Below are 26,241 nucleotides of genomic sequence, written 5' to 3' on the forward strand. Positions count from 1 at the left end.
GTCATGCCAATGGCATTGCCMGGTAGCTACGTTCGGAATCGATAACCGCTGAAAGCATCTAAGCGGGAAGCGAGCCCTAAGATGAGTCATCCCTAGGAATTTAATTCCTCTAAAGAGCCGTTCGAGACTAGGACGTTGATAGGCATGGTGTGTAAGCGTTGTGAGGCGTTGAGCTAACATGTACTAATGACTCGAGAGGCTTAACCATACAACCCAGATGGGTTTTACAAAGAAGCCTTAGACAGAATACAGATACTTGATAAAGTTAAAGACTCAAATAAAGCAAATCAGCTTTCCGAATTATTATTAACGTGGTCCAGAGATGGACACGGTAATAAACAGAATTTGCTTGGTGACAATAGCCTTGTGGAACCACCTGATCCCATCCCGAACTCAGAAGTGAAACGCAAACGCGCCGATGGTAGTGTGGGGTCTCCCCATGTGAGAGTAGGTCATCGCCAAGCGCCTAATTATCTCATTGAGATGTAACGAAGCCAGCTGAATAAGCTGGCTTTTTTGCATTCGCAATTTGTAGAAATTAGTCCGTTTTTCTTTCAGCTTGCATGTTTCTCTGCTATTTTTACTCACCAACTCACCAACTCACCAACTCACCAACTCACCAACTCACCAACTCACCAACTCACCTTGTCGATCCTAGGATTTCTCATTTCGTTCTTGCCCTAGTCCTATTGCTTAATCCTGCGCATAACTAAGAGGCTAAGGTTTTCTGAGGTAATACTGTTACGTATCTCTCAAGGTAACTGTTCGAGACACAGATCGTATTGTCGGGCACTTCTCGGCGTTGATACCAAGGCGGATACTTAAGTTGTCAAAATGGATGATTTAATTTGTCTAGATTGAACCCATTCCTCTTCTTCAATCAATGCCTTCAGAACGACATTCCTTTTTATCTTCTCTCAGAATCAAATAGCAGTGACTTGGATTGTTAAATTTGCATATTTTTTCACTTGGTTTATTCCTATGCTCGTTGTTTTCAATTTAGGAATCATTTTTTAGCCTAAGACATCACTTCAGCTTAAATCCAACATTATGCTTGTTTCATTATGGAATATTGAATTAATCGCTCGATTTATGAGAATTAATAACTTGTCGCCTGTGGATTTACTTGATGTTGGTAAGACCAATTTACACTGGTATGGTTTTTTTGTTATCAATTGGTTATGTTCTTAGCAGGTTGAGTTTAGCTGGCTTTCTTGTTGTGTGATTAGTTAGCTTTAAAATGTGATTTTTTATTCGATTTTTTCTGATTGGTGATTGCTATGTGTCTGTTTACGGAAGAACCATAGTTTGGAGCTGTTCATTTGATGAATTTTGAACTTGTAATGCGATAGCGATGATTTTGGGGCAATCGCGCTGTTGATAGGGATCTAGAGAGTAAGGGGTAGGGGGCTATGGAGGATGTAACGCAATCTTTATTGGATGCCGTTGGCATTATGTTTTTGGGGATGGGCTTAGTTTATTTATTTTTAAGTGTACTAATCCTTGGGATTCATTTGGTTGCGCGTTGGTGTGCAGTCGATGCTGCATCTGCACGTTTTGCTAAAAATCATGCTAAGAGTCAGCAGAGGGTAGCGCAATCTGATGCTAAACCTTTAGATCCAAGCTTGGTCGCTGCGATTTCACTAGCGGTAAAGCAGTATCGTTCAAAGATTAAGTAATGGGGAGCAGTATGACTTTTGTATCTAATTCTACGACAGCAGTGGCTAAGCCATTATTTTTAACTGATGTCGTATTGCGGGACGCACATCAATCCATTTTAGCGACGCGCTTACGCATTGATGACATGTTACCTATAGCGCCGTTACTCGATAAGATTGGTTTCTGGTCGTTGGAATCTTGGGGCGGGGCGACTTTTGATGCCTGTATTCGTTATCTTGGTGAAGATCCCTGGGACAGAATTCGTGAGTTGAAAAAGGCCATGCCAAATACGCCGCAACAAATGCTGCTGCGTGGCCAAAACTTATTAGGCTATCGCCATTATGCCGATGATTTAGTCACGCGTTTTGTTGAGCGCGCCCATACCAATGGCGTCGATGTATTTCGTATTTTCGATGCAATGAATGATGTTCGTAATCTCGAAACTGCGGTGAAAGCGGTGCGCCAAGTTGGTGGCCATGCGCAGGGGACGATCTCATACACCACAAGTCCAGTGCATACCATAGAGACTTGGGTTGATATGGCAAAACGTCTCGAAGATATGGGATGTGATTCTTTGTGTATCAAAGATATGGCGGGCTTACTTAAGCCTATGGAAGCGTTTGAGCTTATCAGTCGACTAAAATCCCAAACGCAACTCGTGTTATCTATGCATTGCCATGCGACGACAGGATTAAGTACCGCCACTTACCAGAAAGCCATTGAAGCGGGTATCGATGTGCTCGATACGGCAATTTCGTCGATGAGCCAAACCTATGGACATACTGCTACTGAAACCGTTATCGCTATGGTGGAAGATACTGAGCGTGCGACTGGTTACGATATGGTATTGCTTGAGGAGATTGCCGCTTATTTCCGTGAAGTACGCAAGAAGTACGCTAAGTTTGAAGGCGCGCTGAAAGGCATTGATTCGCGGATCTTACGTGCACAAGTGCCTGGTGGCATGCTGACCAATATGGAGAGCCAACTTAAGGAACAAGGCGCGGCCGATAAGATGGACTTGGTCTTGGAAGAAATTCCCCGCGTGCGTGCTGACTTAGGTTTTTTGCCCTTAGTGACACCTACATCGCAGATTGTCGGCTCGCAGGCGGTCATTAATGTGTTGATGGGTGAGCGTTATAAGTCACTGACTAAAGAGACTGAAGGCGTGCTTAAGGGCGAATATGGCACGACACCTGCGCCAGTTAATGCCGCATTGCAAGCTAGAGTCTTGCAAGGGGCTGAAGCTATTACATGTCGTCCTGCAGACCTATTAACGCCAGAGCTGGCTAAATTACGGCTTGAGTTAGCTGATAAAGCACAGGAACAAGGCATTCGCCTATCTTCAGAGCATGACGATGATGTGCTGACCTATGCACTCTTCCCACAAATAGGATTGCTGTTCTTAAAGAATCGTGACGATCCGAGCGCCTTCGAGCCTAAACCTGAGCTGACTTCGGCACTTGCTACTAATGCTGCGGATCGTGGCCCTGAAACTTACACTGTCACTGTCGAAGGGCAAGAGTACATAGTTGAAGTTGCCGCAGGCGGTGAGATCTCGCAAATCCAGCCACAGGGACAAAGTGTTCATGCTGTGCAAGCTGTGACTGAGAGTACAACGCCAGCAACAAGCCATGGTGAAATCAGGTTTGAAATGAGCGCGCCTTTGTCGGGCAATATCTTCAAAGTGCATGTTTCTCCTGGCGATAGAGTGTGTGAAGGCGATGTCGTGATCATCCTTGAGGCGATGAAGATGGAAACTGAAATTCGTGCTCAGGGCGATGGCATTATCGCTAAGCTCTGGGTGAAAGAAGGTGACTCAGTGTCTGTGGGTTCTCAATTACTGGCCTTGGCGTAGGAGTCATTATGGAAGGTTTAATGGCTTTTTGGGCCGAGACAGGTATTGCCCATTTTACTGGCGGGCAAGTGTTGATGATGGCAGTGGGCGCTTTGCTCTTGTATCTCGCCATAGTGCGTGGATTTGAGCCTTTGCTATTGTTGCCCATTGGTTTTGGTGCAGTGCTGGCGAACATTCCCCACGCGGGATTTACCGAAGAAGGTGGCATGCTGTATTACGCCTATCATGTTGGGATTGAGACTGGGGTGTTCCCACTGTTGATCTTTATGGGCGTCGGCGCGCTGACCGACTTTAGTGCCTTGATCGCGAATCCTAAAACTCTGTTATTAGGGGCGGCTGCGCAGTTTGGGATTTTTGCGACACTGATTGGCGCAATAGCGCTGAACTTAGTGCCGGGCTTTGAGTTCACTATCAAGGACGCGGCGGCCATTGCGATTATTGGCGGTGCTGATGGACCAACGGCGATTTTCCTTGCCTCAAAACTGGCGCCTGAGTTATTGGGGGCGATCGCGGTCGCGGCCTATTCCTACATGGCGTTAGTCCCGATTATTCAACCGCCGATCATGCGCTTACTGACAACTCAAGCCGAGCGCGAAATTAAAATGGAGCAGTTGCGCGAAGTCAGTAAAAAGGAAAAGATCATTTTCCCTTTGATGGTACTGGGATTAACGATTCTCTTCCTACCTGCGGCCACGCCGTTAGTGGGTATGTTTTGTCTTGGTAACTTGATGCGTGAATCGGGCGTGGTGGATAGATTATCGAAAACGGCGCAGAACGAGCTTATCAATATCGTTACGATTTTCTTAGGTCTAGCTGTCGGTTCTAAGTTATCAGCCGATCAATTCCTGCGACTGGAAACCTTAGGAATTTTGGTATTGGGAGCTTTAGCATTTGGCATTGGTACTGCTGCAGGTGTATTGATGGCAAAACTGATGTGTAAGTTGTCGGGTGGTAAGATTAATCCGTTGATTGGTGCCGCAGGGGTGTCGGCTGTACCTATGGCAGCACGAGTCGTGAACAAAGTTGGATTAGAGGCCAACCAACACAACTTCTTGTTAATGCACGCCATGGGTCCCAATGTGGCGGGAGTGCTAGGTTCTGCTGTGGCTGCGGGGATTTTGCTTGCCGTGCTGGGGTGATGACAGATTGGGTTAACTGATTGTGCTTGACTGAGTGGGTAAATTAAGCGGGTTTATCTTCGAATTTATTCTAGTTGTTAACGCTGTTTTATCACTAAGGCCAACTCAGTATTGAGTTGGCTTTTTTATTAAGTCACTCATTTATATTATAAATCCTTGGTATTAACCTAAGCTGTTAACCAGAGTAATGCCATAAGGATTAAAATCAGCCCGCCACCTATACCGATAATGTAGATAAAACCTCGCCGGCCTTGTTTTAGCGTGAGTTTGTTGGCTTTTAAAAATAACGCCCAAAACAAACATAGGATCAGCGGGATAAGGAAGAGTCTCGTCATTGTCTGTTCTGCTAAAGTGTGAGTTAGAGTAGTTTTAGAGTCTAACAGCTTGATCTTATTTGAGTAACCTATTTTGCAGTTAATAGAGACTGTCGAAGTCGATTGTGGTCTCTAAAGCCAATAGATTAAAGACTGTTTGCAGGATAATAAAAGAGACCGCCGAAGCGGTCTCTTACTGTGGTCAATGGTACTGATGATTTAGCTTAATACTGTTTATACAGTATTGTTATTGCTACGAACTCACAGGTGTAATGTCTTGATTGTCATTCGAATAGAACTGTACTTCATCGAGTTCATTTTCGGATTTACCAATCACAACAGCAGTCATCATATCGCCCGTTACGTTCGTTGCTGTGCGGATCATATCGATAATACGGTCAATCGCGGCGATAAAGGCAATGCCTTCAAGTGGCAGACCAATCACACCTAAGGTGACAGTTAACATCACCATCGCACTTCCTGGTACGCCAGCGGTACCAACAGAAGCTACTGTCGCAGTCACGGCGATCATCACATAGTCCAGTGTATCGAGCGGAATATTGTAAATCTGCGCGATGAAGATAGCGGCAATCGCAGGGTAAATACCTCCACAACCGTCCATGTTCATGGTCGCACCTAATGGCATCACAAAGGCACTATAACGCTTTGATACACCCATGGTTTCGACTGCGCGGGTGCTCGCAGGTAAAGTACCGAAACTTGAGGAAGTACTAAAGGCGACTAACTGCGCTGGCATAGCTTTGCGGAAAAATTGCAGTGGGCTTAAACCACCGACAAATTTCACTAAGCCACCGTAAACAAAGATGATGTGGATAAAAGCGGCAATGTAGATAGCCCCGATAAACTTACCTAAAGGCAATAAGGTTGATAAACCATATTCACCCACAACCCATGCCATTAAACCAAACACACCGATAGGAGTGAGTTTTAAGACCATGCGAGTCAGTTGGAACATGACTTCAGCACCTGCTTCAATGGTGCGTTTTAATGGCTCTGCTTTCTCGCCGACTTTATTGATAGCGATACCTACCAAAGCTGCAAACACGATAATTTGCAGTACATTGCCTTCAGCGAGTGAAGCAAAAGGATTGACAGGGATCATGTCGAGCAACACTTGTGCGAAACCGGGAATATTACGCTCGCGCACTTCAGTCGTTGTGAGTTGCATGGTGCCACCCATGTCGATCATTGAGCCCACAGCTAAGCCGATCAGAGAGGCGATTGTGCCTGTCAGCATGAACATACCCAAAGTTTTCAAGCTCAGGCGTTTCAGACTGGTTTGCGAGTTGAGCGATGTGATACTCACGACAATGGCACAAAATACCAAAGGTGCGACCAACATCTTAATGGCCCCAATGAACAGATCACCTAATGGTTTTAGCACTGTGGCGCTTTCACCTAAAATAACGCCAACGAGCGCACCTAAGATAAAGCCTGCTAAGACTTTTTGCCAAAACGGAATGCGGCTAATGGTTTGAAGGATCATGCATATTCCAGAAAAATAAATTAAGAGTGAGCCAATAGGCCTGCGATGATAGGATTCGTATTTAACGAGATGAGCGTGATGTTAACGCGCTCTCAGTCATGCGCATGGTTATTGCCTGCCATAGTTAACCATTGTATCGACAGAGCTAGGGTTATAACAAACCGTTTTTCTTATAACTTATTGTGATAAGTGAGTTTGTTGTAAAAAGATTAAGTGAAACATTCAATTAACCCATGGCAAACCTCATCGCATTGAATACAAAAAGAGAGATTTATCATTGAGTAAGCCATTATGACTGAGTTAGGCATTATGTTCTCCGGCGCTTTTTTAGCGGCCACTTTGTTACCGGGGGGATCTGAAGTCTTACTCGTGGCGCTATTAAACAAAACTCCAGAGGCTTGGGTTGCGCTGGTCGTGGTGGCCAGTATTGGTAACACGTTGGGCGCGATGACCAGTTTCTATTTAGGCCGCTTAGGTCGCCTCGCAAAATCACCAGAAGCGTTAGCGACAGGTAAACACGCAAAGGGGCTCACCTTGATTGAACGCTACGGCGTGTGGGCGTTGTTACTCTCATGGGCACCAGTTGTCGGCGATATTCTCTGTTTATTGGCGGGTTGGTTGAGACTACCGCTAATACCCTCTTTGGTGATGATTTTAATTGGTAAAACAATTCGTTACTTAATTATTGCCGCTGCCGTGCTGCAATGGATGGCATGATGGCGCTAGGATGTATTTAATGGTCAAGGGTGGGGAGTGTTTTTCCGTTTAGACTGAATTTACTGTATAGATAGGAACTTAGTGTTAATTTTGCGAGTCATAAATCCCAATGCTTAATCATTCAAGCGCACTATGACTAAACGCAGCACTATGATTATGAAGCTGTATTTTTGGCCCATTGATGTATGAGGGGAATGTTTTGAAGAAATGGATATTAGCGGTCGCAATTTCTGCCGCACTTGCGGGTTGTGCATCTGAAACGACTACGGCGAACTTGCCCGCAGGCGTTAAACTTATCGAAAATGTGCAATTGGCCGATTCGCAAGTAGGGATCCCCTACAAAAAGTACCAATTAGCCAATGGGTTAACGGTTATTTTACATCAAGATGATTCAGATCCCTTAGTGCATGTCGACGTCACTTATCATGTGGGCTCTGCCCGTGAATTAGCTGGGCGTTCGGGATTTGCGCATTTATTTGAACACATGATGTTCCAAGGCTCGCAGCATGTTGCCGATGAGCAGCATTTTGAAGTGGTTACCGAAGCCGGTGGTACCCTAAATGGCACGACTAATACCGACAGAACCAATTATTTTGAGACAGTTCCCAACAATCAATTAGAAAAAATGTTGTGGCTTGAGTCGGACCGTATGGGCTTTTTGTTGCCCGCACTCACCAGTGAAAAATTCGAAGTGCAGCGCGAAACCGTCAAAAACGAGCGTGCACAACGTATCGATAATCAGCCCTATGGCCGCATGAGTGAGCGTTTTAGCCAAGCCATGTACCCTGTCGGTCATCCTTATTCTTGGCCTGTAATTGGCTGGCCGGACGATCTTAATCGCGCCACGGTTGACGATGTTAAACACTTTTTCCAACGTTGGTATGGTCCTAACAATGCGACCTTGACCATAGGTGGCGATTTCGATGAAATGCAAACCTTAGCCTGGGTCAATAAATATTTTGGTGAAATCCCCCGCGGCCCTGAAGTCTCGTTAGAGCAAAAGGCGCTGGTTAACTTAGACAAGACGCGTTACATCTCCATGGAAGATCAAGTGCACTTGCCTTTGATCCGTATTGGTTTTCCAACCGTATACGCTAGACATTCAGATGAGGCCGCGCTCGATCTGTTGGCCAATATTTTAGGTGGTGGTAAAACATCCTTATTATATAAAAACTTGGTTAAGGACGGTTATGCCGTGCAGGCTAATGTGAGTCATCCTTGTCAAGAGCTTGCGTGTCAGATGTCGATTTATGCTTTAGCCAATCCTGAAAAGGGCGGCAAACTGGCGGATCTGGAGCAACGTATTCTCGACTCGATTAAGGAGTTTGAGCAACGTGGCGTTACCGATGACGATCTGCAAAAAGTCAAAGTGCAGTTTGAGGCTGATACCATTTATAGCCTGCAGAGTGTTTCTGGCAAAGTGTCGACCTTAGCGATGAACCAAACGCTGTCGGGCAATCCGAACATGATTGCCTCAGATCTGAATCGTTATGCCAATGTGACCAAAGACGATGTGATGCGCGTGTTTAAGCAATACATTAAAGATAAACCTATGGTGGTTATGAGTGTGGTGCCGCAGGGAATGACGTCACTTATTGCCCATGCGGATAACTTCACGCCAGCAACGTTGCCGATTGCACACTCTGCGGTAGAGGGGGATTTGCCCAAGCCTGAACTTGTTTCAAGTTTTGATCGGACTAAGATGCCTGCATCTGGCGTTGCACCTATGCTCAAAGTACCTAAAATTTGGACAAAAACCTTAGCCAATGGCATCGAAGTCATGGGCACTCAAAGTACTGAAACACCAACAGTTGAGTTAATTGTTTATCTCAATGGTGGCCACAGACTCATACCCGTCGAAAAAGTAGGCTTAGCAACGCTGACTGCGGAAATGCTTAATGAATCGAGCCAGAAGCGCAGCAGTGAAGCACTATCACAAGCCTTAGAAATGCTAGGTAGTAGTGTCGACTTTAGTGCGTCTGAATATCAAAGTTCGATCAAAGTATCAGCTCTGACAGCACATTTAGATGAGACGCTGGCGATTATGGAAGAAAAGCTGTTTCAGCCAGCGTTCAGCGAAGCTGACTTTGCGCGAGTGAAACAACAGCAATTACAACAGATCCAGCATATGCAGTCTGATCCTAGCTATCTGGCTGATACGGCGTTGTCGTCTTTGTTATACGGTAAAGACAATGCGTTAGGTGTGAATGATCTCGGCACGCTCGATTCTGTCGCGGCGCTTACGTTAGCCGATGTAAAAGCATTTTATGCCCAGCAGTATCAAGGCGGCAACGCTAAAATTGTCACTGTTGCTAATTTATCTGAATCTGCATTGCTGCCTAAATTAGCGGGATTAAACCAGTGGAAAGGAGAAGCAGCTGTGATACCGCCACTTAAGCCACTCCCTGCATTAAAAGGCGGCACAATTTATCTGATTGATAAACCTGGTGCGGCGCAATCGGTAATCAATATTGCCAAGCGCGCATTACCCTACGATGCCACAGGCGATTATTTTAAATCCTATCTGATGAATTATCCGTTAGGCGGCGCATTCAATAGCCGTATCAACCTAAATTTACGTGAGGATAAAGGTTATACCTATGGTGCTCGCACTCGTTTTACTGGCGGTGCTGAAGTGGGCGATTTTGTCGCATCAAGTAACGTTCGCAGTGACGTGACGGCGAAAGCACTCATTGAGTTTGTAAAAGAAATCAGTGCTTATCAGCAGCAGGGCATGACAGATGCTGAACTTGCCTTTATGCGAAATTCAGTCTCGCAAGGCCAAGCACTTGATTATGAAACACCGTATCAAAAAGCGGGCTTTATACGGATGATCCAACGTTACCAATTGAGTCAAGATTTTACGACTCAACAGGACAAGATCATTAATACTGTAACAAAAGATGAACTCAATGCCCTCGCGGCTTCCGAGCTAGATATCAATAAAATGGTGATTCTGGTGGTGGGAGATAAAGCGACAATTGAAGCGGATTTAGCGGTATTGGGCTATCCAATTGAAACTTTAGTATTGTAAATTAGTATTTCGCCCTTATATAGGTAGATAGACGGGTGCATTAGTTAACGACTATTTGCCCCATATTTACCGGATTTACATCGAAAGACGGTGACAGCATTAGCTGTCACCGTCTGCTTTTAATCATACAAGGTGTGAATTTGGCTTGCCCCACAGACAGGTTTAGATTTATTTTGAGGCATATTTTGCAAGATAAGCCTCAAAATAAAGGTCTGACTGTTAACCTTGTCGCGATAGCGAATCACCAATTAGAGAAGCGCAAATTGAAGTCATTCAATGAATTAGTACAATATCTCTCGGACGCCAATGGGCGCACCGCACTCTTGGGTATGTTACGTGGCATAGAACGTGAGGCGTTGCGGATTGATGAGTTTGGTTATCTCGCTACAGACTCGCATCCCGAAGCCTTAGGCTCGGCGTTAATGCATTCACGTATTACGACGGATTACAGTGAAGCCTTGCTCGAGTTTATTACGCCAGTAAATCACAATGTTGAGCAACTTCTCACAGGGTTAACTGAGACTCATGCCTTCAGCGTGCGCCACTTAAATGGTCAACGTTTGTGGCCCGTGAGCATGCCTTGCTATGTGAAAGATGAGCAACAGATCCCCGTTGCCCGCTATGGCTCATCGAATACTGGCATGATGAAAACCTTGTATCGTAAGGGGTTAACCTATCGTTATGGTGCCCTGATGCAGATCATCTCTGGGGTGCACTTTAACTTTTCGGTATCGCAAGAATTATGGCAAAGCCTGTATGAGTTAAGTGATAAAGAGTTAACTTACGATGATTTTATTTCAGAATCCTATTTCGGCTTGATCCGTAACTATCGCCGTTTAGTGTGGGTACTTCCTTATTTATTTGGTGCCTCGCCAGCGTTATGTAGCTCCTTTATTAAAGATCAAAAAACCGACCTCAAGTTTGAAAAAACGGGCCATGGAACTCTGTATCTGCCCTATGCCACTTCGTTGCGTATGAGTGATTTAGGCTACACCAACAAAGAGCAAGAAGATCTAAATATCAGCTATAACTCTTTGCCTGAGTATCTGGCTGGCGTGAATGCTGCCACTAAAATGCCTTCAGCAAACTTTGCTAATATCGGCGTTAAAGTCGATGGTGAGTATCGTCAACTTAATGCCAATGTATTGCAGATTGAAAACGAGTTCTACTCGCCAATCCGTGCGAAACGGGTCACACGTAGTGGCGAGAAACCGTCTGAAGCTCTGGCCCGTGCTGGGGTGGAATACATTGAAGTGAGAGCGTTGGATGTTAATCCATTTAGCCCAGTTGGCATTGAGGCGACACAAGTACGTTTCCTCGATTTATTCCTACTCTATTGTTTATTAACGCAGTCGCCTAAGTCTGAGGCGAGCGAAGAGGCGAGATTAAGCGCGAATCTTAAAGCTGTGGTGCTTGAAGGCCGTAAACCTGGGCTTGAGTTATTAACTGCAGACGGTTCACATTCGCTTAAATCTTGGTTAGAAGAGTTGTTTGATGCCTTGCAACCTTTGGCAGTATTGCTTGATGGTGAGGGGACGGATTATCAAGTGGCTTTGGCCCATTGGCGTAAAGCGGCTGAAGATCCGAATTTAACCCTGTCGGGACAAGTACTGCAAAACGTGATCAACAAGGGCCAAGATCATGGTCAGTGGGTGATGACGTTAGCGCAGCAATACTATCAATACTTTATCGATTATCCCTTGTCGAGCGAGACCATAGCGCAGTATCAAGCTGAAGCATCCAGTTCGCTTAACAAGCAAGCTGAACTAGAGGCGGCGCAGAGTGCAGTTTCATTCGATGATTATCTGGAAGATTACTTTGGAGTGAAGCCGTGAAAGAGGGGTTATTCTCTTTCACTGGCCTACGTGCCCGCGCAGCTTTGATTGTGTTCAGTGCCTTGTTATCTGGCTGCGCCGCGTCACCTGAAGACCCACTGGGCTGTGGTACTGTGTCGGGTTATTTGCAGCCCGATGCCAGTACTCACTGGTATCGAGTTGTGGTGACCCATTTAAACGGGCAGGCAGTCGTTTCTAAGCCTAATTATCAGTTAGCGCCTGGCGAATATGAATTTACCGTTGCGGAGCTGATTGATGATCCAAGTTTGTCTGTCACGCTTGCCGCGCGGACACCCAAAGTATTCAAGCTCAATGTCGAAAGTCATCAGCGTTATCATATCGGTGCGTTATTTCACACTGATAAGCGCTATATGGGTAAAGACACTGCGTATTGGGAACCCGGCGTGTGGCAGCAAGAAGATCATGAGTGTCAGTTTGAGCTGAGTCCCGAAACGAAATAGCCAAAGTGTTAAGCTCAAGTGGTAAGCCAGCTACATTCGATTTAAATCATATTGATTTAGCCTCTAGCGCTGAGATCTTCTAAGCGCAAAAAAGGCTTTTTATGCTTGCCTCAGCCTGAGTCTATGACATTATGGCGCGAGCTAACTCTCCAAAGAACATGATATTAATGAATAAATCCTTCGCTATCTTACTCTGCGCCAGTCTCGGCATCTTGTCTGGTTGCGCGACATCTCCGCCTAAGTCTCCCGAAAATTTGTGTGAGATATTTCAAGAACACCGAGATTGGTACGATGCCGCTAAAGATGTCCGTGATAAATGGGGTGTGCCAGTGCATGTGCCGTTAGCTATGATGTATCAAGAAAGCTCATTCAAGCACAACGCCGCGCCACCGATGGAATACTTTTTAGGTTTTATCCCTATTGGCCGTGCCAGCGATGCCTATGGTTATGCGCAGGCTAAGACCATGACGTGGGATGATTATGTGCGTGAGACGGGAAACAGTTGGTCGAGCCGCAGTGATTTCGATGATGCCTTGGATTTTATGGGCTGGTTTATCAGCAAAACCCATAAGATAAATGGCGTATCTAAATGGGATGCGCGGGCGCAGTATCTTAATTATCACGAAGGCTGGGGCGGTTATCGCCGTGGCAGTTATAAATCTAAGGCGTGGTTAGTGAAAGTGGCGAACAAGGTGGATGCGAGGTCGAAACGCTACGCGGCTCAATATAAAACCTGCCAAGAAGATTTAGATTCATCTTGGCTGTGGCGTTTATTTTTTGGTTAAGATTACGTTTCTATATCATTGTCAGCCACCTAAGTGAGAATGGCTGACTGTCGGTGTTCAATTTAGATATTTAATCGAGCTAGCTAATTGAGATAGCTAATCGAGATTGTAAACTCAAATCTTAAACTCAGATATTCAACTCCGACGCTTACTGATTGTTGATATTAGCCTTTTGACATCGGCTGCAGCACCATACTTCAATTGATTTATTGCGCTTTCACTGCGAAGGTTTCTAATGCCTGAATGGCTTTTTTCTTTGCACGCTTTTGCTCATACATGGCATGATCTGCAGTCTTAAAGGATTGATACCAATCGGCTTCGAAGGGGGCAATACCAAAACTAAAACCTAGGCTAAGCTCTGAACCTTGATTCAAGGTTTTGCGCATATCATCTAAGTCCTGTTCAATTTGAGCTAACGGCCCATGGCATAAAGCGACAAACTCATCGCCACCAAAACGGGAAATAATGCCTTTGTTTTGCCAATAGGTGAGCATGGCAGTGGCCGTTCGCTTGATGGCAACATCACCCATCTGGTGCCCATAGGCATCATTAATGGACTTGAGATTGTCCATATCGATAATAATTAAAAAACTGCCTAAGTGAGGTTTGTGCTGCCAATGGTGCAGTTCATCTTCAAAATTCTTTCGATTATAAAGTCCTGTTAATGGATCAAAATTGGCAAGTTTAGTGATCTGCAGTGACTTCTGATAGAGCGCAATGGCATTGCTAGCTTCGTGAGTTAGGATAGAGACAAGATTGCGGTCGTAATCGCTAAAGGCGCCAAGGCTACTGCTATCGAGATTGAGCATGGCATACAGTTTGCCATCAATACGAATAGGGCTAGACAGGGTTGAGCGTATCGGCTGCTTCGACACTGAGAGTAACACTTTTTGATCATCTTCCGTTAAGGTGCTAGCCGCATTGATATTCTTCATATCATTGATGACCACTACTTGATCGCATCTCCCTTCAGTGAGTCGATATTCAAAAGTTTGCTCTAAGGTAAAATCCAGTTGTCTGAGCTTTGCTAAATCGAGCCCCACGACAGATTCAAAATACAGTTTATTATTCACCTCGTTGATTTTAATGATGCTGCCCATTTCGGCACCATTAATCACGTACACGGCTTTATTGAGTAAGGCGTCCAGAAAGGCATGCTCATTTTTATAATGGCTCGAGAGATGTGCGAGTTCATAGATGGCATCGTTGATGGTGACGACTTGCTCTAAATGCTGCCATAGTCGAGTTAAACGACCCTGATGCAAATAGTAAATTAGGCTGTAGGCAAAAATATAAATGATGCAAACAAACAGTAAGGGCAGGATAGTCCAATTTTCTGTGGGTGCATTAAAGATAAACAGCAGGATGAATAGACATATCGGCACTATAAGCAGTAGCAGATGATAGCGATAATCTAAGCGATCTATGGTCTTACGTTTGAAATTATCCCTTAATTTCACTCGACTATTCCTTTATCTGTGTCATTGCTAGTAATCATTGAATGCTATACATCACTAACGTATTCACACTGAGTTCAGTTAAGTATATAACGAAAATTGAAATATAAACTGATATGAAACTGTGAACAATTTCATATCAGTGATTTTGGTACTAAATACTGAATTAACGCAAATTTTCTGCGTATTCGGCCAATATCCAAGCTAATGGTGCTTGGTATTGGATTGGCATCCAAGTTTGCAGTGCGGCTATGCTCTGGTTGAGCACAGTTTGATTTGGCACTGATAGGTTTAAATGTCCGACTTTACGACCCGGGCGAACTTCTTTGTTGTACCAGTACAACTCTGCATTGGGCAAACTTAACCAGCGAGGGTCATTATCGATACCGATAAGGTTGACCATAACACACTGAAAATTCACTTGTGGCTGTGGGATCGCAATTCCGCAAAGTGCTCTAAGATGCAGCTGGAATTGATCCATATGGGTTCCGGCTTGAGTCCAATGGCCAGAGTTGTGCACTCGCGGTGCCAGCTCATTCACCAGTAACTCATCGCCAACACGGAAGCATTCCATCGCCATTACGCCAACGTATTCAAGTTCGTGCATAATAGCGCTGAGCATAGTTTCGGCTTGGGCTTGCAAAGGGCTTAAGCGTGCCAGTGGCGAAATCGACGCCATTAAAATGCCGTCCTGATGTAAGTTCAGCGTCAGCGGATAAAACACGCATTCGCCTTCGCGAGTACGCACGCCAACCAATGATACTTCTTCATCAAAATTAATCGCTTGCTCAGCAATCGCAAGGTTACGCCAATCATTTGGAATATCACCCGTTTCGGCTTGTTTAAGCCAATGTTGACCTTTACCGTCATAACCCCCAGTACGGCGTTTCATCAAGACTCTAGGACCATAGTGCTGATACAGGGTATCGACTTGGGTGTTATCGTCGACTAAGGTCCAAGGCGCCGTGGGAACGCTGAGCTGGTCGAGTAGACTCTTTTGGCTAAAACGGTCGGCTAAACGGCTAAATACCGGACCATTAACAAAATGGGGGTGTGAGCTGAGTTGTAAACTCAGGGCGGACTCTGGCCACTGTTCGCGCTCGGCGGTAATAATGTCGTGGGGCGCGAGTGGCAGAATGTCATCCGTAGGCGTCATGATATCGACGGCGTTAACTTCAATCGCTAATGGCTCACCAGCGTGGGTCAACATGGCGCCCAGCTGACCATTACCTAATACCCAAACCTTAGGTTTAGTGTTTGTCTGGGTCATTAGACTTCCCTCGGGTCTGGATTGTCCAGTACCGCACGGGTCTGTTCTTCTCTGAAAGCGTCAACACGAGCCGCTAATTCTGCATCGTTATTCGCAAGGATTTGGCAGGCCAATAATCCTGCATTGAATGCGCCCGCTGTGCCTATGGCTAAGGTGCCGACGGCAATGCCTTTTGGCATTTGAACGATAGACAATAAGCTATCCATACCTGACAGTGCTTTACTTTGGACTGGTACACCTAATACGGGTAAGCGAGTTTTAGAGGCAATCATACCGGGTAAGTGCGCTGCGCCACCGGCGCCACCAATGATGATTTTAAAACCACGTTCGGCGGCAGAGGCTGCAAACTCCATGAGTTTATCTGGCGTTCTATGGGCGGAAACCACTTCAACATGATAAGGCACTTGCAGTTTATCCATTATTTCAGCGGCGGCTTCCATCGTGGGCCAATCACTTTTAGAACCCATAACAACAGCAACAAGGGCTTGCATGATAACTCCTTAACTCACTAATTTTAATTATATTTTGACCTTGTTTCAGGTCTAGGTACAGTTGATGCTTGTCTAGCCGTCATCGGTAGCTAGCATCATGGCGCTGAATAATACCATGATCCTAGCGATTTCTGCCCGTTTTTGCGTGTGAAAAAACGTCTTTCGCGGCGATGAATAGGTGAGGTGATGGAGCAATAAAAAAGACCAACACTGAGGTTGGCCTTTGGCATTAGTTTGCAGTCATAAGCTGCTGATATTGGGTTGCAAGGTTTACAGTATTTGCTTATCCGTAGTAATTTCTGTTTGCTGAGTGATAACTGGCGCTTCTGTCATTGCCTCACGTAGGGTCGAGTAAAACTTCAATACACCTTCAATTGGCTGGATCTTCGCTCTCGCCAGCGTTCGGATGGGCTGGAACTGCAGATCGGCGATAATGAGCTTAGTTTTATTTGCTTTGCATTTTTCAATCAGTTTCGTCAGTGCGGCTAATCCTCCCGCATCCAGAATAGATACTCCATCGAGATAAAGCACTATCACTTGTTTATCTTCGGTGAGACTCGCGATTTCGGAGAAAATGCGGTCAGCAGCAGCGAAGAATAGCGGCCCGTTAATTTTAAGGACAGCCCAATCGGCAGGTAGCTCTTGATCCACATAACGCTTGTTGGTGCTGATATCGTAAAGCTTTGTCATCTCGGCAATTTCTTTCATAAACAGCAAGGCAGCAAGGATAATTCCAACACTGATGGCGATCACCATGTCGAAAATAACCGTTAATGAAAAACAACTGACAAAAACCATGATATCGCTGGTGGGCGCAGTTTTAATTAAATGTAGTGCCTTGTGGGCTTCACTCATGTTCCAAGCCACAACAAGTAGCAGGGCTGCCATGGCTGACATGGGCAAATAAGCTAATACGCCCGCTAAGGCGACTAAACCAATTAAGACTACTATGGCGTGGATCATGGCCGCTATCGGGCTCTGAGCTCCCGCTTTGACGTTTGCCGCGCTACGGGCAATTGCTGCAGTGGCCGGTATACCGCCAAAAAACGGTGTGATGATATTACCTATACCTTGCCCTAGTAATTCACTGTTGGCACTGTGACGTTTACCTGTCATGCCATCGAGCACCACTGCACACAGTAGCGATTCAATTGCGCCTAACATGGCAATGGCAAAGGCGGCTGGTAATAAAGCTTGAAAGGTCGCGAGATTAAACTGAAACGCTTGGCCATTCGCGCCAGCTTGCAGCCAAGGCCATTCGAAACTGGGTAATACGGCAGGAATTCCCATGCCTGTGGTGCCATCACTCAGTTGATAGTGAAAACGGGTTCCTATGGTTTCTATATCTGCACCCATGGCATTGAGAACCAAGGCGAACATAGTGCCGAGTATAATAGCCGGAAGGTGCGCTGGCACGGGTGTTTTGAGTTTTGGCCAAAGTAGCATAGTCGCTAAGGTCGCGGATGCTACCAGTAGGCTAGGTAAATGCACCGAGGGTAGCGCTTGAGCTAATGTCATCAACTTAGCCAGATATTGCTCTGGCATTTGGGCTATCTCGAGTCCGAAAAAGTCTTTGAGCTGCAAGGTAGCGATGACGACACCTATCCCCGCGGTAAAGCCTAAGGTGACGGATTCAGGGATATACAAAATTAATCGACCAAGTCGCAGCATTGCCATGCCGACGAGTATCATTCCGGACATCACAGTTGCGATTAATAATCCTGCTAAACCAAATTGTTGGGCTATTGGATAGAGCAATACCACGAATGCCGCTGTCGGGCCTGACACGCTATAACGTGAGCCGCCAGATATGGCGATAATAAAACCGCCGACAATCGCAGTGTATAAACCGTATTGAGGTGCTACTCCACTGGCAATGGCTAATGCCATTGCTAACGGAATGGCAATAATGCCGACAGTGAGACCTGCAAGAAGATCTTGCCCAAAACGTTTAAACGAATACTTATCCTTCACGCAAGCTTCTGTGAGTGCGTGGGCGATTCTTAGGGAAAACAAATGAGCTGAGTGTGACACGAGTGGGTCCCATAGCGAGGCGAGTAACAAGCTTCTATTTTAGTGACCTGATACAAGCCGCAGTGTGAGCTTGATTGCAAAAACGATTGAAAATACTTTGTTTTGTATAAATAGTGTGCTTGGAGGCTGTTTGATTCTCATTTAAGAGTGGTTTGTAAAATATTTTGATACTTTAACCCTTTTAGTCATTTGCGCCGTTTACAGCCTTAGGTCAACATCAAAGGCATTCAATATGAAAACAATATACTCCCAGAAAACCATTGCACATTCCTTATTACCTTGGGGAAACGCCAGCATATCGGCGAGCAATAGCGCAGCTTTATTCTTAGTCATGCTGAGTTTAACGGCCTGTGGCGGTAAAGGTTCTGAGGCTCAACAACGACAAGCGGAGCTGCAAGCCGAACAGAGTCATAAAGAAGTGTCACTGCGCCGTGCTGAAATGCGTGATGCTACTAAGATTGAGATGGCCAGAGTCGCGGCGCCGATGCAAATGTCTACCCATGGTGCAGTGATGGGAATGAACATAGCCCCAATGCCGTCAGACTATGCCGCGATTCTGTTAGCACAAAATAAATTCGAGCCGCTGGTACAAAATGGCATCATGGTGGCAGGAGAAATTCCAGTATCGACTTTTTCCATCGATGTTGATACTGGCAGTTATGCCACCTTAAGGCGGATGCTGAGGGAAGGGCGCTTGCCCGAGAAAGGTACAGTCAGAGTTGAGGAAATGCTCAATTATTTTTCCTACGACTATCCCTTACCTGCTAAAAATGCCGCGCCGTTTAGCGTTACGACAGAGCTTGCGTCATCCCCTTATAACGATGACATGATGCTGTTACGGATTGGTCTTAAAGGGTATGACTTACCTAAATCTCAGTTAGGTGCTAGTAACTTAGTCTTTTTGCTCGATGTGTCAGGTTCTATGGCATCTACCGATAAATTGCCTTTACTGCAAACAGCACTCAAGTTGCTGACGGCGCAATTAAGCGCGCAGGATAAAGTCTCTATTGTGGTTTATGCAGGGGCTGCTGGTGTAGTGCTCGATGGCGCGTCGGGTAATGACACTCAAACTTTAACCTATGCGTTAGAGCAATTGAGCGCCGGTGGTTCAACCAATGGTGGGCAAGGAATCACACAAGCCTATCAATTGGCGAAAAAGCATTTTATCCCCCATGGTATTAATCGAGTCATCCTCGCGACTGATGGTGATTTCAACGTTGGTATGACAGATTTTGATGATTTGATTGCCTTGATTGAGAAGGAAAAAGATCATGGTATTGGCCTGACAACCTTAGGGTTCGGTTTGGGGAATTACAACGATCAACTCATGGAGCAATTAGCGGATAAGGGCAATGGTAACTATGCCTATATCGATACCCTGAATGAAGCGCGAAAAGTGCTGGTGGACGAGTTAAGTTCAAGCTTGTTCACTATTGCTAAAGACGTCAAAGTGCAAGTGGAGTTTAATCCGGCCTTAGTGTCTGAGTATCGTCTAATCGGTTATGAGAATCGTGCTTTAGCACGGGAGGATTTCAACAACGATAAGGTGGATGCGGGCGAAATTGGCGCGGGTCATACAGTGACTGCCTTATATGAATTAAGATATGTTGAAGCAGGGCAGATGGCGAATGATAAACTCAGATATGGCGTTGATGCTCAAACGGGGCAAGAAAAATACAGCCGTGAAGAAATCGCTTTCCTTAAACTGAGATACAAGTTGCCAGAGCAAACACAGAGTCAGTTACTGAGTTATCCCATCAGGTTAGACCAAAATGTTAAGCTGTTAGAACAAGCGAGTGATGATTTTAGATTTGCAGCAGCGGTTGCAGGATTAGGGCAATTACTGAATGGCAGCCATTATCTACATCAATTTGATTATACTAAGTTAAGCCAGTTAGCACGTTCGGCATTAGGGGACGATCCCTTTGGATATCGCCATGAGTTTGTGCAATTAATGGAAACCGCCGCGGCCATAGAGCAATCTAATCATGTGCCGATTAAGAAGGTATTCGATGGTACGGATAAACCTTTTCCTCCCCAAGATAAGCTTCATGGCGAGCCAGTGAGAGACAAGAGCAATACGCGCAATGAGAGATTACAATAGTAAAAGTAAATTCGTGGGGCTAACCCCAATGATGAGGAATTTCCCGTGGCATTAGCAATAGCGCAATTATCAAACCATGAGCACTCAGATGAGCAATTGATGTTGTGCTATGCCAAGGGCGATTCAAAAGCATTTGAACAGTTATACCTGAAGCACAAAGGTGCACTCTATCGCTACTTTGTACGCCAGTTAGGTGATAAGCAGTTAGCTGAAGATTTGTATCAAGAAACCTGGGGGCGGGTGATCCGCGCTGCGGCTAACTATGAAGCCAGTGCCAAGTTTACTACCTGGTTGTATCGTATCGCTCATAACTTATTGATTGATCATGTTCGGGCGGTTAAGCCCGTGGATTTAGTCGCTACTGATGAAGATGATGCAGGACTCGATACTTTTGTGGCGGGTGAGCAAGATAAGCCCGATGTGCAGTGGCAAGAAGCGCAAAAGAGCTTATTGCTAAAGACCTGTATCGCACTGTTACCCCAAGTTCAGAAAGAGGCATTTATCCTGAATATTGAAATGGGTTTTACGGCTGCCATCATTAGCGACATTGCGGGCGTGACCTTAGAAGCGACTAAAAGCCGTATTCGTTATGCTTACCAAAGCCTAAAAGATTGTGTCAGCGCGAAATGGCAGGAGGCGGGTCATGAGTAATTCTTCTTCAAGTGCTGATGAGCGCGCATTACAACAGGAAGTGCTGGCTTGGTATCACCAGCAGGCCTTAGAGGTTCCACCGCAGCAACTCGATCAAGATATCTTACAGCTGGCGCAAACTCACTTAGCTGAAATGCATCAAAGCAAAATAACCGCCGTTGAAGCGCCAAGTTCCGTTTGGCGACGCCATCCTTGGGCGTTATCGAGCGCGGCATCGTTAGTGCTTGTTGTTGGTCTGCTGGTGCTGAATCGACCTCAAGTCGAAGATGCACTTGCTCCAAGTCCTATGGTGATGAGTGCCCCTGCGCCACAAACAATGGCAAGAATGGCTGATACTGAAGCGATGCAATCTTTAAACATGCAAACAGAAGCCGTGGCTGAACATAAAAGACAGATGGAAATGCAGCAAGCTAAAGCCGCATTGGGAGCAACTGAGCAGCAGGATGCAATTAGCCCCGCTATCGCTGCAAGGTCTATGAATGCACCAAGATTATCTGAGCCTGCTGAAATCAACCAAGTGTCATTGACTGAGTATTTACATCGGTTACAAGTCCTCATCGAAGCGAAGGAGACTGGTCAAGCATTCGTGCTGGAACAAAAACTGCTCAAGGATTACCCGTATCTTGCAGTTAAGGATGTCGATGAAGCGCAGCTAATCGAATCGCAGCAAGTATTAAGACTTGAGTTTAAAAAGCTACAACAGCAATTACATCAGCTTGCCAAGTAACTATGTGGTTGTGGTATTTACGAATAAAAAAGTGATTAGAAATCGCAAAGTGGTGAGATAAACAGCTAAATTTCCCTGAAATATGCCGAGACGTGCTAATGTTTGTGGTCTGTTTACTGTTTGGTATGTGATTTACTTGATCAACGTCATAAAGTGAACAGGTTTTAGCCTGTTATATTGGTGTTAGTTCACGACTTGGCTAGTATCAATAGTCAGACCCATATTCAGGAGGCATTATGCTTAAAAGACTCATGCATGATCATAAACATATAGCTGTATTGCTAAATGTTTTAAAAAACAAGCAGATGAAACTATCCGAAGGTGAGTCAATCAACTTCAGCGTCGTGCGCGATATTGTTGAATATATGCAAGGATATGCTGAACGTTGCCATCATCCCATTGAAGACATTATTTATGCCTACTACCTAGCCCATAAAACGAACGATACTATCGATAAATTGAGTGCCGAACATGAGTCGGTGATCCAATCCTCGGCGACCTTGATGGCGACTTTAAACTTGATCCTCAGTGATATTGTGGTTGCCCGCGAGAAACTGATTGTTGACTTTGCAGAGTATGTCGCATTGCAAGAGCGACATATGCAGATGGAGGAACGGGAAATATTTCCTTTGTTAGCCAAAATTTTAACTGAGCAAGATTGGCAAGTTATTGAGTTAGAGTGTCAGAAATCGCTGATCGATGATCCTTTGTTTCTGGATCGAGAGCAGAAAGAATTTGAAGATTTACGGGTTTATCTCACAGCATCTGACTAATACTCTTTAGTTTATTGGGTCCATGTTGTGGGCTTAAGCTGGTGTTTTTATAAGGCTGAGGAGCACATTTTTGATTCTGACGGCGATGTCTCGTGAGCCAAAGTTGGTTGGAATTTGTAAAGTATTATCGGAGTCGATGACGTTGGTTTTTATCGTAAATCACTGGTTTTTATGTGTTTTTTAAAGCTCCGGCTCGTAAGGTCATACCCCGCTTATATTCTGTTTGCTCCAATAGTTGTAAATAAAAAAGCGCCGAAGGGCGCTTTTCTATTCATGTTTGAAATGATAACTAGCTCATATAAACATGTAATTACAACTGGATAGCATCAATGTCGTAGTTAAAGTTATTATCGATTTCTTGGAGTTCTTTGAGCAAACGATGCTTATCTTTTAACGCTTCGATCTCACGCCATTTACGCTTTTTATTGGAGCCTCGCGAACGATCGGGTCTTTCAACGACTTCATCTAGCGCACAACCATAATCTAAACGATCCATGGCAACCTCCTGTTGTTGTATGTTTTGTCAGCGATTAAATAACATATTTTTAAAACAGGGTGCAAGAATTATGTTTCATTTGTGTTAAGTTGAAATGAACTTTGAGTGATATGTCATTGATGTTATATGCAGAAGTAGAGCGGAGTTAAGCAGAAAAATTTAATAAAAAGAACGGGGTAGAATTAAAAAGCCAGCAATTGCTGGCTTTTTGTTCGATTAGATTTTGCCTTGTCGATAAAGGTTAATCAATGCGTTGCTTGAGGCATCTAAAGCATCGGAATCTTGCTCTGCGCCAATGCGTGCTAACACATCGTTACCGAGATTCTTACCGAGTTCTACACCCCATTGATCGAAGGAATTGATATCCCAAATAGCACCTTGAACGAAGGTTCTATGTTCATACAAGGCAATTAAAGCGCCTAGGGTACTTGGAGTGAGCTTATCCATAAGTAAGGTGTTGCTCGGCTTGTTACCAGGCATGACTTTATGTTGAGCGATCAGTTGCTTCTCTGTGGCGGATAATGCGCTATTAGCAAGTTCGGCTAAAGCTTCATCAAAAGTACGACCTTGCATTAAGGCCTGGGTTTGACCGAAGCAGTTTGACGCTAATTGGTCATGGTGCTCACCGATAGGATTATGGCTTTGCAGCGGCATAATGAAATCGGCAGGGATCAGTGCGGTACCTTGATGTAATAACTGGTGGTAGGCATGTTGGCCATTAGTGCCTTCGCCCCCCCAAATGACGGGACCTGTGCTGTAGTCAACATCAGTACCATTTAAGGTGACTGATTTACCGTTACTTTCCATATCTAGCTGCTGGAAATAAGCGGGTAAACCACGTAGGTAATGATCGTAGGTTAATACGACATGGGACTGAGCATTAAAGAAGTTTCCGTACCATAGGGAGAGTAATCCCATGATAACCGGCATATTCTCAGTCAGTGGTGCTGTGGCGAAGTGCTCATCCATCTGATGCGCACCTGTGAGTAGAGCCCTGAAGTTATCCATACCGATCAAAAGTGCAATCGGCAAGCCAATCGCTGACCAGAGAGAGTAACGGCCACCAACCCAATCCCACATAGGGAAAATATTGTTTGCATCTATGCCAAAATCTGTCGCTTTTGCCACGTTTGAAGTGACTGCGACAAAGTGTTTTGCCACATCAGACTGCAAACCGCCTTTCGCTAGGAACCAGTCTCTTGCGGTGAGGGTATTAGTTAAGGTTTCCTGTGTCCCGAAAGATTTGGATGACATGATGAACAAGGTCGTTTCAGGATCCAATAACTTCAGCTTCTCACTAATAGAAGTCCCGTCGACGTTTGCCACAAAGTGACAATTTAATTCGGGGTTCCAATAAGGGCGCAACGCTTGAGAGACGATTTTGGGGCCTAGGAAAGAGCCGCCAATACCAATACTGACAATATCGGTTATCGCTTTACCTGTGTAACCTTTCCATTGACCTGACGTCACTGAGTTCACAAACCCTTGCATCTTATCTAGAGTTTGTTGAACTTCAGGAACTATGTCTTGACCCTCGGCAATAATCAATTGTTCTGCAGTACTGCGAAGCGCAGTGTGCAGTACGGCGCGCTTCTCTGTGGTGTTAATGATTTCACCTGCAAACATCGCTTTGATTTTTGCTTCAAGTTGGCTATTGCTTGCCAACGCAAATAACAGATCCAGCGTTTCCGCTGTTGCTCTGTTTTTAGAGTAATCCAGTAATAAACCACAGGCTGATAGCGACATTTTATTGAAACGTGCTGCGTCAGTTGCAAACAATTCCCGCATATGCGGAATATTTTTACTGTGTGCTGATAAAGCTTGCCATGTTGAGCTTTGGGTCAAGAGTGTCATTTCACCGTCTCCAGAGTGCTTAGTTCGCGAGCTTAGTCGTGAGCATGACTTCGAGCTTACCTTGGTCTATCGCAAAGTTTCGAATGCCTTCGGCAAGCTTATCAACCGCCATTGGATCTTGGTTAAAGTCCCAACGGAATTGCGCTTCAGTCAATGGGGGTTCTGCAGCGACAGTGGTCGTTGCTGCAACCAGTTTAGGTGTGATGTCAACTTGCGAATTAGCCAGTTCTTCTAATAGAGAAGGGCCAATGGTCAGACGATCGCAACCTGCTAGCTCAATAATTTCACCGATATTACGGAAACTTGCACCCATAACAACAGTGTCAAAACCGTGTTGTTTGTAGTAGTTATAAATTTCAGTCACTGAAATGACACCAGGGTCATTTACGGCATTGTAATCTTTACCCGTATCTTTTTTGTACCAATCAAGTATGCGGCCTACAAAAGGAGAAATGAGATAAGCACCCGCTTCGGCACACGCACGCGCTTGAGCAAAGCTAAATAGTAGGGTTAAGTTGCAGTTGATGCCTTCTTGCTCTAGTTCTTTAGCGGCACAAATGCCTTCCCAAGTTGAAGCGAGTTTGATCAGAATGCGTGATTTATCTACACCCGCTTCTTTATATAGGCGAACCAATTTATGGGCTTTAGCGATTGATTTTTCTTTATCGAATGATAAACGGGCATCAACTTCAGTTGAAATTCGGCCTGGAACGAGTTTCAGTATTTCTACGCCGATATTGACCGCTAGTTTGTCGCTGGCATCATCAAGTTGCTGCACGAGATCGGTACTTTGTGATTTTGCCCAGTTTATAGCGTTTTCTATAAGGGATTCATATTCAGGAATTTGAGCCGCTTTCAAGATGAGTGATGGATTAGTGGTCGCATCTTCAGGTTGGTAGCGTTTAATCGCTTCGATGTCGCCTGTGTCAGCGACGATAGTGGTATATAACTTGAGTTGCTCTAATGTATTGGCCATGAAAAACATCCTTCTCAGGTAGCAGTTTTAACTCGGAATTCACTGATGACTATTAGAAGCGATTTTGCCAACTTTTCCAACCTTGAATGTAAAAAAATTACA

At 45.1% G+C, this 26,241-nt stretch carries 21 protein-coding genes and 2 rRNA genes; 14 read left to right on the forward strand and 9 right to left on the reverse strand.

Going from position 1 to position 26,241, the window contains the following annotated elements:
- From L5L97_RS00005 to L5L97_RS00025, 5 genes are all read left to right on the forward strand, one after another.
- Positions 1 to 208, forward strand: a 23S ribosomal RNA gene (locus tag L5L97_RS00005); the annotation flags it as partial.
- A gap of 140 nt (positions 209 to 348) precedes the next feature.
- A 5S ribosomal RNA gene (rrf, locus tag L5L97_RS00010) occupies positions 349 to 464 on the forward strand.
- A gap of 948 nt (positions 465 to 1,412) precedes the next feature.
- Positions 1,413 to 1,679 (forward strand): OadG family transporter subunit, encoded by a 267-nt coding sequence (locus L5L97_RS00015; protein ID WP_198573901.1) that lies wholly within the window; start codon positions 1,413 to 1,415, stop codon positions 1,677 to 1,679.
- Positions 1,680 to 1,690: 11 nt separating this feature from the next.
- Positions 1,691 to 3,514, forward strand: a complete 1,824-nt coding sequence (gene oadA, locus L5L97_RS00020) for a sodium-extruding oxaloacetate decarboxylase subunit alpha (protein WP_263180744.1) — start codon at positions 1,691 to 1,693, stop codon at positions 3,512 to 3,514.
- A gap of 8 nt (positions 3,515 to 3,522) precedes the next feature.
- Positions 3,523 to 4,653, forward strand: a complete 1,131-nt coding sequence (locus tag L5L97_RS00025) for a sodium ion-translocating decarboxylase subunit beta (RefSeq protein WP_263180745.1) — start codon at positions 3,523 to 3,525, stop codon at positions 4,651 to 4,653.
- A 167-nt stretch (positions 4,654 to 4,820) separates the two neighbouring features.
- Here L5L97_RS00025 and L5L97_RS00030 read toward each other — a convergent pair whose 3' ends face one another.
- The gene (locus L5L97_RS00030) at positions 4,821 to 4,988 is read right to left on the reverse strand and encodes a hypothetical protein (RefSeq protein WP_168823570.1); all 168 of its coding nucleotides are present in this window, start codon (positions 4,986 to 4,988) and stop codon (positions 4,821 to 4,823) included.
- A 232-nt stretch (positions 4,989 to 5,220) separates the two neighbouring features.
- Positions 5,221 to 6,474 (reverse strand): dicarboxylate/amino acid:cation symporter, encoded by a 1,254-nt coding sequence (locus tag L5L97_RS00035; protein ID WP_113941634.1) that lies wholly within the window; start codon positions 6,472 to 6,474, stop codon positions 5,221 to 5,223.
- Between the two features lie 291 nt (positions 6,475 to 6,765).
- Here L5L97_RS00035 and L5L97_RS00040 point away from each other — a divergent pair, with 291 nt between their 5' ends.
- From L5L97_RS00040 to L5L97_RS00060, 5 genes are all read left to right on the forward strand, one after another.
- On the forward strand, positions 6,766 to 7,191 hold the full coding sequence (locus L5L97_RS00040) for a YqaA family protein (protein ID WP_219252009.1): 426 nt from the start codon (positions 6,766 to 6,768) through the stop codon (positions 7,189 to 7,191).
- A 181-nt stretch (positions 7,192 to 7,372) separates the two neighbouring features.
- On the forward strand, positions 7,373 to 10,225 hold the full coding sequence (locus tag L5L97_RS00045) for a M16 family metallopeptidase (protein WP_263180746.1): 2,853 nt from the start codon (positions 7,373 to 7,375) through the stop codon (positions 10,223 to 10,225).
- A gap of 185 nt (positions 10,226 to 10,410) precedes the next feature.
- Positions 10,411 to 12,060, forward strand: coding sequence for a glutamate--cysteine ligase (gene gshA / locus L5L97_RS00050; RefSeq protein WP_263180747.1), 1,650 nt, complete (start codon positions 10,411 to 10,413; stop codon positions 12,058 to 12,060).
- Positions 12,057 to 12,521 (forward strand): hypothetical protein, encoded by a 465-nt coding sequence (locus L5L97_RS00055; RefSeq protein WP_168823560.1) that lies wholly within the window; start codon positions 12,057 to 12,059, stop codon positions 12,519 to 12,521. The genes gshA and L5L97_RS00055 overlap by 4 nt, the downstream gene beginning before the upstream one ends.
- A gap of 167 nt (positions 12,522 to 12,688) precedes the next feature.
- Positions 12,689 to 13,306 carry a hypothetical protein gene (locus L5L97_RS00060; RefSeq protein WP_302051421.1) on the forward strand — a complete coding sequence of 206 codons (618 nt, stop codon included), beginning with the start codon at positions 12,689 to 12,691 and terminating at the stop codon, positions 13,304 to 13,306.
- Positions 13,307 to 13,512: 206 nt separating this feature from the next.
- On the opposite strand, the gene L5L97_RS00065 is transcribed toward L5L97_RS00060, so the two are convergent.
- The 4 genes from L5L97_RS00065 to dauA form a co-directional block, all read right to left on the reverse strand.
- Entirely contained in the window at positions 13,513 to 14,766 is a 1,254-nt protein-coding gene (locus L5L97_RS00065; protein ID WP_106649726.1) for a sensor domain-containing diguanylate cyclase, read from the reverse strand.
- 163 nt (positions 14,767 to 14,929) lie between these two features.
- Positions 14,930 to 16,033 carry a 5-(carboxyamino)imidazole ribonucleotide synthase gene (gene purK / locus L5L97_RS00070; protein WP_263180748.1) on the reverse strand — a complete coding sequence of 368 codons (1,104 nt, stop codon included), beginning with the start codon at positions 16,031 to 16,033 and terminating at the stop codon, positions 14,930 to 14,932.
- Positions 16,033 to 16,524 (reverse strand): 5-(carboxyamino)imidazole ribonucleotide mutase, encoded by a 492-nt coding sequence (purE, locus tag L5L97_RS00075; protein ID WP_028760937.1) that lies wholly within the window; start codon positions 16,522 to 16,524, stop codon positions 16,033 to 16,035. The genes purK and purE overlap by 1 nt, the downstream gene beginning before the upstream one ends.
- Positions 16,525 to 16,794: 270 nt before the next feature.
- On the reverse strand, positions 16,795 to 18,558 hold the full coding sequence (gene dauA, locus L5L97_RS00080) for a C4-dicarboxylic acid transporter DauA (protein ID WP_131525266.1): 1,764 nt from the start codon (positions 18,556 to 18,558) through the stop codon (positions 16,795 to 16,797).
- A 232-nt stretch (positions 18,559 to 18,790) separates the two neighbouring features.
- Here dauA and L5L97_RS00085 point away from each other — a divergent pair, with 232 nt between their 5' ends.
- The 4 genes from L5L97_RS00085 to L5L97_RS00100 all read left to right on the forward strand — a co-directional run bounded on the left by L5L97_RS00085 (position 18,791) and on the right by L5L97_RS00100 (position 22,813).
- The gene (locus tag L5L97_RS00085) at positions 18,791 to 20,662 is read left to right on the forward strand and encodes a vWA domain-containing protein (protein ID WP_263142716.1); all 1,872 of its coding nucleotides are present in this window, start codon (positions 18,791 to 18,793) and stop codon (positions 20,660 to 20,662) included.
- A 45-nt stretch (positions 20,663 to 20,707) separates the two neighbouring features.
- Complete coding sequence (locus L5L97_RS00090; RefSeq protein WP_105249949.1) at positions 20,708 to 21,313, forward strand: sigma-70 family RNA polymerase sigma factor; 606 nt, start codon at positions 20,708 to 20,710, stop codon at positions 21,311 to 21,313.
- Complete coding sequence (locus tag L5L97_RS00095) at positions 21,306 to 22,040, forward strand: hypothetical protein (protein WP_263180749.1); 735 nt, start codon at positions 21,306 to 21,308, stop codon at positions 22,038 to 22,040. Before L5L97_RS00090 ends, L5L97_RS00095 begins: the two co-directional genes overlap by 8 nt.
- 236 nt (positions 22,041 to 22,276) lie before the next feature.
- Positions 22,277 to 22,813 carry a hemerythrin domain-containing protein gene (locus L5L97_RS00100; RefSeq protein WP_263180750.1) on the forward strand — a complete coding sequence of 179 codons (537 nt, stop codon included), beginning with the start codon at positions 22,277 to 22,279 and terminating at the stop codon, positions 22,811 to 22,813.
- A 310-nt stretch (positions 22,814 to 23,123) separates the two neighbouring features.
- On the opposite strand, the gene L5L97_RS00105 is transcribed toward L5L97_RS00100, so the two are convergent.
- The 3 genes from L5L97_RS00105 to tal form a co-directional block, all read right to left on the reverse strand.
- Positions 23,124 to 23,309, reverse strand: a complete 186-nt coding sequence (locus tag L5L97_RS00105; RefSeq protein WP_006080618.1) for a DUF3545 family protein — start codon at positions 23,307 to 23,309, stop codon at positions 23,124 to 23,126.
- Between the two features lie 216 nt (positions 23,310 to 23,525).
- Positions 23,526 to 25,163 (reverse strand): glucose-6-phosphate isomerase, encoded by a 1,638-nt coding sequence (gene pgi / locus L5L97_RS00110; protein ID WP_263180751.1) that lies wholly within the window; start codon positions 25,161 to 25,163, stop codon positions 23,526 to 23,528.
- A 19-nt stretch (positions 25,164 to 25,182) separates the two neighbouring features.
- Positions 25,183 to 26,139, reverse strand: coding sequence for a transaldolase (gene tal, locus L5L97_RS00115; protein WP_263180752.1), 957 nt, complete (start codon positions 26,137 to 26,139; stop codon positions 25,183 to 25,185).
- Positions 26,140 to 26,241 lie beyond the last annotated feature (102 nt).

This window comes from Shewanella sp. SM71 (assembly GCF_025653905.1).
GTDB lineage: Bacteria > Pseudomonadota > Gammaproteobacteria > Enterobacterales > Shewanellaceae > Shewanella > Shewanella oncorhynchi.